At 33.7% G+C, this 12,387-nt stretch carries 16 protein-coding genes; 12 read left to right on the top strand and 4 right to left on the bottom strand.

Annotation, left to right across the window (positions count from 1 at the left end; translation table 11 throughout):
- Window positions 1-125: 125 nt before the first annotated feature.
- Window positions 126-848: an RNA polymerase sporulation sigma factor SigK gene (sigK, locus tag ACTJJ9_RS13075; protein ID WP_095302578.1), complete on the bottom strand. Its 723-nt coding sequence runs from the start codon at window positions 846-848 to the stop codon at window positions 126-128.
- 361 nt (window positions 849-1,209) lie between these two features.
- Between sigK and ACTJJ9_RS13070 the strand changes: the two genes are divergently transcribed.
- The gene (locus tag ACTJJ9_RS13070) at window positions 1,210-1,365 is read left to right on the top strand and encodes a hypothetical protein (RefSeq protein WP_170944471.1); all 156 of its coding nucleotides are present in this window, start codon (window positions 1,210-1,212) and stop codon (window positions 1,363-1,365) included.
- A gap of 343 nt (window positions 1,366-1,708) precedes the next feature.
- Here the strand turns inward: ACTJJ9_RS13070 and ACTJJ9_RS13065 are convergent, their stop codons facing one another.
- On the bottom strand, window positions 1,709-1,849 hold the full coding sequence (locus ACTJJ9_RS13065; protein ID WP_095302576.1) for a sporulation histidine kinase inhibitor Sda: 141 nt from the start codon (window positions 1,847-1,849) through the stop codon (window positions 1,709-1,711).
- 353 nt (window positions 1,850-2,202) lie between these two features.
- Between ACTJJ9_RS13065 and ACTJJ9_RS13060 the strand changes: the two genes are divergently transcribed.
- From ACTJJ9_RS13060 to ACTJJ9_RS13025, 8 genes are read left to right on the top strand one after another with little or no spacing between them, the layout of a single operon-like run.
- Window positions 2,203-2,730 carry a YqeG family HAD IIIA-type phosphatase gene (locus tag ACTJJ9_RS13060; protein ID WP_255452017.1) on the top strand — a complete coding sequence of 176 codons (528 nt, stop codon included), beginning with the start codon at window positions 2,203-2,205 and terminating at the stop codon, window positions 2,728-2,730.
- Between the two features lie 4 nt (window positions 2,731-2,734).
- Window positions 2,735-3,841: a ribosome biogenesis GTPase YqeH gene (gene yqeH, locus ACTJJ9_RS13055; RefSeq protein WP_145584843.1), complete on the top strand. Its 1,107-nt coding sequence runs from the start codon at window positions 2,735-2,737 to the stop codon at window positions 3,839-3,841.
- 14 nt (window positions 3,842-3,855) lie between these two features.
- A complete protein-coding gene (gene aroE, locus ACTJJ9_RS13050) occupies window positions 3,856-4,698 on the top strand; it encodes a shikimate dehydrogenase (RefSeq protein WP_095302571.1) in 843 nt (280 codons plus the stop codon).
- Complete coding sequence (gene yhbY / locus ACTJJ9_RS13045) at window positions 4,692-4,982, top strand: ribosome assembly RNA-binding protein YhbY (protein ID WP_095302569.1); 291 nt, start codon at window positions 4,692-4,694, stop codon at window positions 4,980-4,982. The genes aroE and yhbY overlap by 7 nt, the downstream gene beginning before the upstream one ends.
- A 19-nt stretch (window positions 4,983-5,001) precedes the next feature.
- A complete protein-coding gene (locus ACTJJ9_RS13040) occupies window positions 5,002-5,574 on the top strand; it encodes a nicotinate-nucleotide adenylyltransferase (protein WP_145584845.1) in 573 nt (190 codons plus the stop codon).
- Complete coding sequence (gene yqeK, locus ACTJJ9_RS13035) at window positions 5,564-6,136, top strand: bis(5'-nucleosyl)-tetraphosphatase (symmetrical) YqeK (protein ID WP_095302564.1); 573 nt, start codon at window positions 5,564-5,566, stop codon at window positions 6,134-6,136. The genes ACTJJ9_RS13040 and yqeK overlap by 11 nt, the downstream gene beginning before the upstream one ends.
- Window positions 6,136-6,492, top strand: coding sequence for a ribosome silencing factor (rsfS, locus tag ACTJJ9_RS13030; RefSeq protein WP_095302562.1), 357 nt, complete (start codon window positions 6,136-6,138; stop codon window positions 6,490-6,492). Before yqeK ends, rsfS begins: the two co-directional genes overlap by 1 nt.
- Window positions 6,489-7,235 (top strand): class I SAM-dependent methyltransferase, encoded by a 747-nt coding sequence (locus ACTJJ9_RS13025; RefSeq protein ID WP_145584847.1) that lies wholly within the window; start codon window positions 6,489-6,491, stop codon window positions 7,233-7,235. The genes rsfS and ACTJJ9_RS13025 overlap by 4 nt, the downstream gene beginning before the upstream one ends.
- Window positions 7,236-7,462: 227 nt before the next feature.
- On the opposite strand, the gene comER is transcribed toward ACTJJ9_RS13025, so the two are convergent.
- Window positions 7,463-8,296, bottom strand: a complete 834-nt coding sequence (comER, locus tag ACTJJ9_RS13020) for a late competence protein ComER (RefSeq protein ID WP_145584849.1) — start codon at window positions 8,294-8,296, stop codon at window positions 7,463-7,465.
- Between the two features lie 91 nt (window positions 8,297-8,387).
- Between comER and ACTJJ9_RS13015 the strand changes: the two genes are divergently transcribed.
- The 3 genes from ACTJJ9_RS13015 (at window position 8,388) to ACTJJ9_RS13005 (ending at window position 12,121) form a co-directional block, all read left to right on the top strand.
- Window positions 8,388-9,020 (top strand): helix-hairpin-helix domain-containing protein, encoded by a 633-nt coding sequence (locus ACTJJ9_RS13015; RefSeq protein ID WP_255452018.1) that lies wholly within the window; start codon window positions 8,388-8,390, stop codon window positions 9,018-9,020.
- A gap of 135 nt (window positions 9,021-9,155) precedes the next feature.
- The gene (locus tag ACTJJ9_RS13010) at window positions 9,156-9,713 is read left to right on the top strand and encodes a ComE operon protein 2 (RefSeq protein WP_095302555.1); all 558 of its coding nucleotides are present in this window, start codon (window positions 9,156-9,158) and stop codon (window positions 9,711-9,713) included.
- Window positions 9,714-9,781: 68 nt separating this feature from the next.
- The gene (locus tag ACTJJ9_RS13005; protein WP_440768684.1) at window positions 9,782-12,121 is read left to right on the top strand and encodes a DNA internalization-related competence protein ComEC/Rec2; all 2,340 of its coding nucleotides are present in this window, start codon (window positions 9,782-9,784) and stop codon (window positions 12,119-12,121) included.
- A 26-nt stretch (window positions 12,122-12,147) separates the two neighbouring features.
- Here the strand turns inward: ACTJJ9_RS13005 and ACTJJ9_RS13000 are convergent, their stop codons facing one another.
- Window positions 12,148-12,282, bottom strand: a complete 135-nt coding sequence (locus ACTJJ9_RS13000; protein WP_095302552.1) for a YqzM family protein — start codon at window positions 12,280-12,282, stop codon at window positions 12,148-12,150.
- Window positions 12,283-12,387 lie beyond the last annotated feature (105 nt).

Raw genomic sequence — 12,387 nt, 5'->3', positions numbered from 1 at the left:
TCACTGCCAAACAAGTAGTGTAATGGAGTATTTCACACAAAAAAATAGAGAAAGGTGAATTTGAGTACCCTCAAATTCACCTTTCTCACTATTTAGAGCTAGTTATGTCCCAGCCTCTTGTTTTATTACCGATTTTTTTTATTTCTTTTTTCCTTTTCAGCACGATAAAATTCGTGAAACATTTTCATGAGAGCTCTTTTTTCGATTCGAGAAACATAACTTCTGGAAATACCTAATTCCTTTGCGATTTCTCTCTGGGTTTTTTCTTCTTTTAAATCTAAGCCAAACCTTCCGATAATGACTTCCTTTTCACGACCATCTAAAATATCAATATATTCCTTTACCTTTTCCAATTCCATATTTAATTGGATTGTATCAATAACATCTTCATTTTCAGACTTTAATACATCGATTAAACTTATCTCATTTCCTTCCTTATCCTGGCCAATTGGATCATGTAATGAAACATCTTTCTTCGTCTTCTTCAAAGCTCGTAAATGCATTAAAATTTCATTTTCTATACAACGAGCAGCGTAAGTAGCTAGCTTTGTACCTTTCCCTTGTGAGTAGCTTTCTATTGCTTTTATTAAACCAATTGTTCCGATCGAAATAAGATCTTCTGAATCTTCCCCAGTGTTTTCAAACTTTTTTACAATGTGAGCAACGAGTCTCAAATTATGCTCAATTAGAAGGTTTCTTGCATACTCATCACCTTCTGCCATAAGGCGTAAATATTTTTTTTCGTCTGTTGCAGACAAAGGCTGTGGGAAGGCATTATTTTTTACGTAAGATACTAAGAACACTAATTCTTTTACAATAAACCCTAGCGCCGATAAGAGCCCTGTCATACCTCCACCTCCACTAAAACAGGATGTAGGCTTATGCCTATAAGTAATGTTTATGTGAAAAGGAAGTAGTTCGTGCATGTACTATAAAATTAGATGGTTTTATCTCATTTTTCTTTGAGGCTGTTCATCTTGGTTATAAGCATTCCGAAATCTCCTAGCTCTTGGAAAATGAGGTGTCCCTTATACGCTTCTCCTGTCTCATATCCTCTCCATTAAAGAAAAGGATAAGATAATCAACAATAACGTTAACATAGCCTTTTCTTTAATAACAGATGTACGGAAATTACATACTATAGCCTAAACATTTTAGATAAATGCACATATTTATAATATAGGTCATTAAAAGGAGGAGAATAAATCGATGTATGGATATGATGCATATGGTCCCGGCCCATATCCGTATTATCCAACTAAGGCTGGATTAGGTTATGGTTATTGGTATGCATTTATCGTCGTATTGCTTATTTTGCTATTAGTCATTGGTGGGGGATACTATTATTACAATTATATAAAATAAACTGTTTAAATGGCTCTCAATCTTTATAGACTAGAGAGCCATTCTTTGTAGTGATTAAATGTAACTAATGATATAATAACAAACGTCCATAAGTTGATACATATTTGCGGGAAAGGAAATACTAAGTTTGATTGTAAAGCTATAAAGAGTATAGATTGTGAAGAAAAAGAGAAATGTAAAAAAGGGCTGTTATCGTAAGCTTTGTTACTTTTTATAATTAGTCGTTTAGGTTGATTTTACCATTTTGGTGTTAGCTCCAATCAACCTTTACAAAATTTAGCTTATTATTACATCAATATTTTAGTTAAGAAAAAAAAGCCGAAAATCGGCTTTTCCTTACATGTTATGATGAAGCTTTTAAAAGATGCCCTAGTGAACGGCGTTTAATCTCATTCTTAATTAGTTCTATAAAATCATCATTAAGCTTCATTTCCGTTGCTTTATAATAAGACTCGATTAATAATTCGTCAGAAAGTTTACGCATGGTTGTTGGCCAACTATTTTGGCTCTCCACCTCCTAACTTTTTTCCGGTTAAATAATTCATCTGTTTTTCTCTTGTTGCTATTAATCTAACATGAATAACCATACAGAACAACCGTTCTCTTATCCACAGTGAATAGTGGATAAGTTGTGGGTAGGTTGTTTGTAAAGTCAAAAAAAACTGTTGTGACAAGGGGGATAATGTGTATAATATTATCCACAACTGTTGAAGAGGATCAGAATTTGTCGAAAAGTTTTTTTAATTATTCGTAGACAGTTTGCATACTATATAAGTTTCTTTTGAAAGTATGCGATAATTTAGTTATGATGTAAGTTGGCAAAATAAGAATGTTGAGGTGTTAAAACTCATGCTACGTTTATTTTTACCAGGTGAGTATGTTAAAAGTATTTTTCATATATCACCTAAGAAATTAAAAGAACAAGGAATTAAAGGAATTATTACAGATTTAGACAACACTTTAGTTGAGTGGGACCGACCGAATGCAACGCCACAATTAATTGAGTGGTTCAAAGAAGTAAAAGAAAACGGGATGGATATAACGATCGTATCTAATAATAACGAAAAACGAGTAAAAGATTTCTCTGATCCGTTAGATATTAAGTTTATATACAAGGCGAGAAAACCTATGGGAAAGGCCTTTTTAAAAGCAATTAAAGGGATGAACTTAAAAAAGGAAGAGGTTGTCGTCATTGGTGATCAACTTTTAACTGATGTACTAGGTGGGAATCGTAACGGCTTTCAAACAATCTTAGTTGTCCCAGTAGCATCAACCGATGGATTTTTCACGAGAATAAACCGAAAAATTGAACGTAGAATCATGCAAAGTCTAAAACGAAAAGGAATGATTCAGTGGGAGGAATAAAATCGTGTCAGAAGAAAAAATTTCATGCATTGGATGTGGAGTAACGATCCAAACCGAGGATCCGGAAAAGTTAGGATATGCTCCTGAAAGTTCTCTAGAAAAAGAAGATATAATTTGTCAAAGATGTTTTCGTTTGAAAAATTATAACGAAATTCAAGATGTATCACTTACAGATGATGATTTTCTTAAAATATTACATGGAATTGGTGAATCTAAGGGTCTAATTGTTAAGATTGTTGATATTTTCGACTTTAGCGGTAGCTGGTTACAAGGAATTCAACGATTTGTCGGAGGAAATCCAATTCTTTTAGTCGGCAATAAAAGTGATATACTACCTAAATCAGTTAAGCATCAAAAGCTAATAAATTGGATGAAACGAGAGGCTAAGGAATTAGGTTTAATGCCTATTGATGTCTGTTTAGTTAGTTCAGCAAGAGGCCATGGGATTAGAGAGGCTGCTGAACTAATTGAAAAATATAGAAATGGACAAGATGTTTATGTAGTAGGCTGCACAAATGTTGGTAAATCAACCTTTATTAATCGGATGATAAAAGAAGTTGCAGATGTTCAAGACGTGATTACAACATCATATTATCCTGGAACTACTTTAGATCTGATTGAGATTCCTCTTGATAATGGTGCATCGCTTTATGATACACCAGGAATCATTAACCATCATCAGATGGCTCATTTTGTTGATAAGCGTGATTTAAAGCTCCTAAGTCCAAAAAAAGAGCTGAAGCCGAAAGTATTTCAATTAAATGAAAAACAAACGCTCTATTTAGGTGGGTTGGCAAGATTTGATTATGTAAAGGGTGGGAGAGAATCTTTTGTGTGCTATATTCCAAATGAGATTACGATCCACCGAACAAAAATGGAAAATGCCCAAGCTCTATATGAAAAACATATTGGAGAATTATTAACACCACCTAGGAAAGAGAATGTTGATACATTTCCAAAATTAATCCCACACGAATTTACAATTAGTGAGGGGAAAACAGATATTGTCTTTTCAGGGTTAGGATGGGTAACGGTCAATAATCCGGGGAAAACGATTATTGCCTATGCACCCCAAGGTGTAAATGTTACGTTGAGAAAATCGTTAATTTAAGTGGGGGGAACAGAATGGGGAATTTATATGGTGTAATTGGATGTCCAATTAGTCATTCTATGTCACCAGATATCCATAATCATGCTTTTCATGTTTTGAAAATAGATAGCCATTATCATGCTTTTCATATAGAAAAAGAGCAACTTAGTGATGCTGTTAATTCATTGAAATTGTTAGGGGTTAAGGGCTATAATGTTACAATTCCTCATAAAGTAGCAATTATTCCTTACTTAGACGAGTTGGATGAAACAGCGAGAATTGCCGGTGCAGTTAATACAGTTGTAAATGATGATGGTAAATTAATTGGATATAATACAGATGGAAATGGCTATATGCAATCGTTATTAGGGCTATTAGAAAGGCCAATTAATGAATATAACATGTTAATTATCGGTGCAGGTGGAGCGGCGAAGGGCATATATTATACGCTTGCATATAATGGGTGTATCAATTTAGATATAGCAAATCGGACGATAACGAAAGCAGAAGATTTAATTAACAACTGTCCTTTCGATAACAACAGCATGGCAATTACGTTAGAAGAAGCAGAGCTTAAGCTAGAAAAGTATGATATTATCATTCAGACAACCGCAGTCGGACTTCATCCGAATATTGATGAAAAACCACTTTCTTTGAAAAATGCAAAGAAATCTGCAATCGTAAGTGATATTGTTTATAACCCAATTAAAACGGCTTTATTAAAGGAAGCAGAACAATCTCAATTAACAATACATAATGGTGTCGGCATGTTTGTTCATCAAGCTGCAATTGCTTTTTCCTTATGGACAGGGCAAACTCCACCAATAAATGAAATGACTGATATCGTGTACAAAAAATTAGGAGGGAAATCATGTTAACTGGCAAGCAAAAACGATTTTTACGAGCAGAGGCTCATCATTTAAACCCAATCTTTCAAGTTGGAAAGGGTGGAGTAAATGAAAATATGATTAAGCAAATTTCTGATGCATTAGAAGCTCGTGAGTTATTTAAAATATCTATACTCCAAAATTGTGAGGAAGATAAGGATACTGTAGCTGAGCAACTAGTAAAGGGAACAGGTGCTGAACTTGTTCAAATAATTGGAAATACGATTGTGTTATATAAAGAATCAAAAGAAAATAAGCAAATTCAACTACCATAATGATATATGGGAGGGCAATATGACAAAGAAAATAGGGATACTTGGCGGTACATTTGATCCGCCACATTTTGGTCATCTGCTAATTGCAAGTGAAGTATTAACTGAGCTTCAATTAGATGAAATTTGGTTCATGCCAAATCAAATCCCCCCTCATAAACAAGATAAAAAATTTACGACAAGTGAACATCGTTTTAATATGCTTAAGCTAGCAGTAAATTCGCATGAGCAATTTCATATTGAAACAATTGAATTACTACGCGAGGGACCATCCTATACATATGAAACATTAAAAATTTTGTGTGAAAAATTTCCAACGTATTCTTTTTATTTTATCATTGGAGCGGATATGATTGAATATTTACCTAAATGGTATCGAGTCGAAGAGGTTGTTAAGCTTGTAACATTTGTAGGAGTAAAACGTCCTGGCTATCTTATGGAAACGAAATACCCGATCATAGAAGTGGAAGTTCCACAGTTTGATATTTCATCTTCTTTAATAAGGGAAAAGCTGAGATTAAATAAAAATACAGCTTATCTTCTACCAGAAGAAGTAAAAAGATATATAGAGGAGAATCATTTATATGGAACGTGAAGTGGCGCTAAAAATTGTATCTGAACAACTGACAGAGCGTAGATACATTCACACATTAGGTGTAATGGAAACAGCTATAGAACTAGCTGATTTATATGGAGAAGATGTTAAGAAGGCAGAAATAGCTGCAATCTTTCATGATTATGCTAAATTTCGTCCAAAGGATGAAATGAAGAATATAATAAAAGAACAAAAAATGCCGAATATCCTTCTTGAGCATAACAGTGAACTTTGGCATGCACCAGTTGGAGCCTATTTAGTGGAAAAAGAAGTTGGAATTCATGATGAAGACATACTTTCGGCAATTAAATATCATACATCTGGGCGACCAAATATGGCGTTGTTAGAAAAAATAATTTATGTGGCAGACTATATAGAACCAGGTAGACAATTTCCTGGAGTTGAAGAAGTACGTGATATCGCAAAACATAATTTGGATCAGGCATTAGTTAAAGCTATTCAAAATACAATTGTTTTTTTATTGAAAAAGAATCAAACCATTTATCCAGATACAATTGAAACATATAATTTCTTAGTATTAAAAGGAGGAAGTGCAAGTTAATGAATGGAAGAGAAATATTAACAATCGTAGCTAAAGCAGCAGATAGTAAGCGAGCTGAAGACTTAATCGCACTAAATATGAAAGGAATATCACTAATTGCCGATTATTTTCTCATTTGTCATGGGAATTCTGATAAACAAGTGCAAGCGATAGCAAGAGAAGTGAAGGAACAAGCAGCTGAAAGAAATATACATGTAAATCGACTAGAAGGTTTTGATGAAGCTAGATGGGTATTAATTGACCTTGGTGATGTTGTAGCTCATATTTTTCATAAGGATGAGAGAAGTTACTATAACCTTGAACGTTTATGGGGAGATGCTCCAACTGAAGATTTAACAAGTGAGCTAAATCAATGATTTATCAAGGATTTGCTTATCTTTATGATCAGCTCATGAGTGATGCTCCTTATGATGAATGGGTTGATCTTATTAGTGCATCAATCAGTAACTATCTCCCTCATGCAAAGGAAATTTTAGATGTTGGTTGTGGGACTGGTGCGGTGACTATTCGTTTAGCAGAAAAACAATTTGATGTAACAGGTGTCGATTTAAGTGAGGATATGCTGACTGTCGCACAGGCAAAATGTAATGAAGCGAATGTACAGGTGCGTTTATTGCAGCAGGACATGAGAGAGCTTGCAGGCTTTACACAACCATTCGATGTTGTGACAATATGTTGTGACTCATTAAATTATTTGGAGAATGAAAAGGATGTTAAATCAACATTCCATGCGGTGAATCAACAATTAAAACCTGGTGGTCTCTTTATATTTGATGTTCATTCAATTTTTAAAATAAATGAAATTTTTGCTGGTGCGACATTTGCTGAGCAGGATGAAGATATCAGTTATATTTGGAAGTCATATAATGGTGATAAACCAAATAGTGTTGAACATGATTTAACATTTTTTGTTTTACAAAATGGGTATTATGAACGCTACGATGAACTTCATAGACAACGTACCTTTTCCATAACAGATTATTCTAACTGGCTTAAAGAAGCCTCTTTTGATATTTTGACTATTTGTGCGGATTTTAATATAGATAATACTCCATCTGAAACATCTGAACGAATCTTTTTTGTTGCGCGAAAAAAGTGAATTTATTAAGTAAAAGGGTGACTCAAAACCAAAGGTTCAGACCCCTCAAGCACAATATATAGACTAATGATCAGGTTAGTTTGCTATATACCTGTGTTTGTTGGAGGGGTCTGAACCTTTTGAGTCACCCTCTATTTGTTTCAAAGGTAACAAGAGTTAATTTTTCGCATCAATTATTTTTAAAAAAATTTCAATTTAATTGCAGGAATAAAGAGATTAACATTGAATTATTTGTTTGGGATACTTTCGAATTGAAGGTTGACCTCTTCGATATCTTCGTTGTATTTTTCATGTGTTACTTGGAAAATCCTTTTAAACATATCTCCAACCTCTTCTTCTAATACCTCTATACCTTTTCCGGTAACTCCACCCTTTACGCATACTTTATTTTGAAGAGTTGGAAGTGTGTACATATCTGATTCCAATAATTTTCCCATTCCAATAATCATTTCACTAGCTAGTAATACTGCTTGCTCCTTAGTAATCGCTGTTTCTTCCACAGCTCCATCAACAAATCTTTGCAGCAAATAACTAAAAAAGGCTGGCCCACAGCTAACAATATCCGATGATACCCTTGTTACATCATTCCGAATTTGAACAGGCTTTGAAATCTTTTTTAAAAGCTCATCAATTTTATTTTTGGTTTCCTCATAACATGATTTACCATAAGAAACTAATGAAACACCAGAAAATGCACGGTTGGTAATGCTTGGAATGACACGGGCGACTTGGCATTTGACTACTGATTCTAGCTGTTCAACTTGTATAGGACTTGTAATTGAAATTAAGCATTTATTCGGTAATAAAAGATAATCAAGTTCTTTTATAAGGGGGTGAATCTCTAATGGTTTTACACAGATAAAAACTAAGTCAGATTGCTTTACTACTTCCTCAGCAGTTTCACAAACATGTACATCTTGATATATCTCTTTAATTAAAAGTGCTTTTTCAATCGTTCGATTCGTCATATAAATGAATGAGGGTCTAATTGCTCCCGACTCAATAAACGACTCAATAAGTATTCTTCCCATATTTCCTGTTCCAATAAAACCTACATTCAAAGTATATCCCCTCCTTAGAATGCATATCTCTCATAAACAATATGAACATTCACTTATTTTTATGAATTAAATAATAAGGAAGTGTAAAAAAGTGGGAAACTTAATAACAAATAAAAAAGTACTAATTTTTATTCCTTTAGGAGCCTTACTGATATATTTATTTGCAAAAAATTTAATGTTAAATCAAGAGCTAAATAGAGAAGGTGAGGAAGATTCGTTTGTTTTAGAGGAAATGGAACAAACATTAGAAGACGAGGAAGAAGTGAGCGGTGAAAGGACTACGACCTTAGTTATTGATGTAAAAGGAGCAGTTCAAGCACCAGGTGTATATGAGATAGAGAGTGGCTCGAGAGTTCATGATGTGATTAATGAAGCGGGTGGACTTGTTAAGGAGGCTGATGAACTTGCGGTGAATTTAGCTGCACCACTTGAAGACGGAATGGTGATTTATATTCCAAGGAAAGGAGAAATTAAGGAAAATCCATATGTTCTTCCAACTGAGCAGAAAACTTCCCAAGAAGGAACGAATGAAAAAATTAATATTAATTTAGCAACTCTAGAAGAATTGCAAACTTTACCTGGAATTGGGCCGAGTAAAGCAAGTTCGATCATTGCCTATCGAGAAGAAAATGGACCTTTTTCAAAAATTGAAGATTTATTAGAGGTTTCCGGCATTGGAGAAAAATCTCTTGATAAAATCAAGGAGGAAATTGTAGTGAAGTAGCAAATGAAATTCGACTATTATAGTTAGAATTTAAAATTTATTGTCTAAAAAGAAAAAATAATAAATTGACGATTGTTCTATTTTCTCGATACACTACTAACTAGAGAGAAACATGTCATAGTTGGGGGTAGCGAAATGAATAGAATTTCTTGGGATCAATACTTTATGTCTCAAAGTCATTTACTTGCATTACGTAGTACATGTACAAGGTTAGCTGTAGGTGCAACAATTGTAAGAGATAAGCGAATTATTGCTGGGGGCTACAATGGCTCGATAGCTGGTGGAGTTCACTGCTCTGATGAAGGGTGTTATGTGATTGATAATCACTGCGTAAGAACAATCCATGCAGAAATGAATGCATTGCTACAATGTGCTAAATTCGGTGTTCCGACGGAAGGTGCAGAAATATATGTTACACATTTTCCATGTCTGCAATGCTGTAAAGCAATAATTCAAAGTGGAATAAAAACAGTTTATTATGCTGTTGATTATAAAAACCACCCATATGCAATTGAACTTTTTGAACAAGCAAATGTTAAAGTAGAGCATGTGGAATTCGATAATATGCCAAACGAAGCGAAAGAACAGGAAAAACGAGCATTTGTAAAAGATTTAATTGAGAAACTAGCTGATACGATGAATGAATCAGAGATAAAAAGGCTATATAACGAATCAGATAAATTATTTTCATAACCGTCTAAAAATCCTGAGGGTGAACTGCTATTTAAGTTTGCTCTCGGGAGATTAGGGGTGAACGTTGTTTGAAAGATAAGTTAATTTTTTTAGTAATTTCCGCAAGTCTAGGTATACTTTTGCCTCGATTTCAGTTTCATCCACTACTTTTCTTCTTAATAACATGCCTTCATATATTTTTATTATTTAAAAAGAAAGCTTCACTTTTTTTGTTTTGTTTACTTACTAAATTAATCTTTATGAGCACTTATTTAATTGTTGATTATTATAATCAAACATCGTTAAAAGAAGGAGAATACAATGGGGAAGTTGTATTTTCATCGATCCCTGTCATAAATGGAGATCAGTTTAAAGGAGAAATTGTTAATTCTTTCAATGAAAAGTTGACTTTCTACTATAGGATTAAATCTCCTGAAGAAAAAATCTCTCTCGAAAAAATCAATCCAGGAATGAGCTGTCGATTTTCAGGGGAGCTAGAAATGCCGAAATTACCTACTGTGCCAAATGCTTTTAACTATAAGCAATATCTTTATGAGCATAAAATTCATTGGCAATATTGGGTTGATGAAATTAGTCAGTGTAAAAGCGAAGAAAACAACTGGTATGAAAAATTACTAATCATTCGAAAAAAAAGTTTAGAGTTTATTGAAGAGCATTTTCCTAAAGAGTCTGCTGGTATCGTACAAGCATTATTATTTGGGGAAAGAAGCTTGTTACAGCAAGAGATAGAAATAGCATACCAGGAGCTTGGGATAGTTCATTTACTCGCGATCTCTGGCCTCCACGTAGCACTTCTTGTTAGTGCCTTTTATTATATGCTCGTTATTTGTGGTGTTACCCATGAAAAGGCAAGGTTGATCATGCTAATTATTTTACCGGTATATACAATTTTGACTGGTGCCACACCATCTGTTATTAGAGCTTCCTTTATGGTCATTGTATATTTACTTATTAAGCATTTTAAGATGAAATTTTCTTCGGTTGATGTTATTAGTTTTACATGCTTAGTTCTTCTTTTAATAAATCCATACTACTTATTCCAAGTTGGGTTTCAATTATCTTATGTAGTAAGCTATGGTTTATTGCTTTCATTTAAAATGGTCGAACAGTTTACTCATTCAATTGTAAAGCTCGGATTAATCTCACTTGTTGCTCAGTTATGTTCAATGCCCATAATCCTTTATAACTTTTATGAAATTTCGTTACTAAGCTTACCAATGAATATGCTTTTTGTTCCTCTATATTCATATGTAATTTTGCCTTTTGCTATTTTCTCTACTGTAATTACCGTTTTTTCAACTACTGTTGGAGAATCAATCATACACTTATTTAATCAATTCCTACAATTTACTCATCACATTGTACTCTTTAGTAAGAAAATCTCTTATACAACTGTAACAACTGGTAAACCGCCAATCCTGTTTATTATTGCACTTACTCTGTCCACGATATATTTTTTTTATCAGCTTGAGTGTACAAAAAAACAAGTTTACAAATCTGTTACGATATTATTTTTAGTTATAGCAATACAACTAGCAACTCCTTATATCAATCCTAATGGGAAGGTCGTTGTCCTTGATGTTGGACAAGGGGATGCGATTTTTATTCAAAGACCATTTAACAAAGGGAATTATTTAATTGATACTGGAGGAAAGGTAACGTTTCAGGAAGAGGAATGGCAAAAAACGAACAATCAATATTCAATAGCAAATAAAGTAATTATTCCATATATGAAGTCATTAGGTGTTACAAAGCTAGATGCACTGTTTTTAACTCATGGAGATATGGATCATATCGGTGAAGCAGTTCCATTAATGGAAGGAATGGCGGTTAATCAACTGATAATTCCAGAGGGCTTTATTAGAGGCGAATTAGAGGAAGCGGTTATACGAAAAGCACAAGAGAAGCAAATGAACATTTTAATAGCGAAAGCTGGAGATAAAATCAGCTTAAATCAATTTTTTATTCACGTTTTATCGCCAATTACGCTATCGGATAGTAAAAATGATGATTCGTTAGTTTTATTGATGGACATTGGGGGGCTTAGCTGGTTATTTACAGGAGATGCTGAATTAGAAGCGGAGAAGAGGATGATTAAACGATTTCCATCTTTAAAAGTAGATATTCTTAAGTTGGGCCATCATGGGAGTAAAGGTTCTTCATCAGAGCTATTTTTAGATAAATTAGAACCAGCATTAGCTCTCGTATCTGTAGGCTTAAATAATCGATATCAGCATCCGCATACCGAGGTGTTGGACAAGTTAAAGGAAAGAAATATCCCTCTATTACGAACAGATTTACAAGGTTCTATTTTATATCAATTTAAAGGGAATCGAGGAACCTTTTCTACACATCCACCATACGATAAAGTAAAAGTCGAAAAGGAAAAAGAGACCACTAAATCGTAGCCTCTATGTAGGACTGCAATATGACTTTATGCTCCAATTAATTTAATTGCAGTAGCAATAATGAAGATTATCGCAAAAAAACCAAAGGATACAATAAAACCAACTCCAGAATCTACCGCGTCATTACGCTTGCTTTGGACACTTTTCTCAAATTCGTTCACAGTTACCCCTCCTATATCAGTTTTAGTATAAGTGATTCAAATAAAAAAATCTACAACTTCACTATGTTCTTAATGAATTTTAAAAACCCTTACATGATACCTAAC

The sequence above is a fragment of the Metabacillus sp. 22489 genome (assembly GCF_052044855.1).
Classification (GTDB): domain Bacteria; phylum Bacillota; class Bacilli; order Bacillales; family Bacillaceae; genus Metabacillus; species Metabacillus niabensis.
Note: the sequence above shows the minus strand (reverse complement) of the source record. Positions and strands in the feature narration are given on the sequence as shown.

Coding starts and splice junctions, on each gene's coding strand:
- sigK (WP_095302578.1), bottom strand. CDS start 848: ATGACAGGGCTCTTATCGGCGCTAGGGTTTATTGTAAAAGAATTAGTG.
- yhbY (WP_095302569.1), top strand. CDS start 4,692: ATGTTAACTGGCAAGCAAAAACGATTTTTACGAGCAGAGGCTCATCAT.
- ACTJJ9_RS13070 (WP_170944471.1), top strand. CDS start 1,210: ATGTATGGATATGATGCATATGGTCCCGGCCCATATCCGTATTATCCA.
- yqeK (WP_095302564.1), top strand. CDS start 5,564: ATGGAACGTGAAGTGGCGCTAAAAATTGTATCTGAACAACTGACAGAG.
- rsfS (WP_095302562.1), top strand. CDS start 6,136: ATGAATGGAAGAGAAATATTAACAATCGTAGCTAAAGCAGCAGATAGT.
- ACTJJ9_RS13025 (WP_145584847.1), top strand. CDS start 6,489: ATGATTTATCAAGGATTTGCTTATCTTTATGATCAGCTCATGAGTGAT.
- ACTJJ9_RS13010 (WP_095302555.1), top strand. CDS start 9,156: ATGAATAGAATTTCTTGGGATCAATACTTTATGTCTCAAAGTCATTTA.
- ACTJJ9_RS13065 (WP_095302576.1), bottom strand. CDS start 1,849: ATGCGTAAACTTTCTGACGAATTATTAATCGAGTCTTATTATAAAGCA.
- aroE (WP_095302571.1), top strand. CDS start 3,856: ATGGGGAATTTATATGGTGTAATTGGATGTCCAATTAGTCATTCTATG.
- ACTJJ9_RS13040 (WP_145584845.1), top strand. CDS start 5,002: ATGACAAAGAAAATAGGGATACTTGGCGGTACATTTGATCCGCCACAT.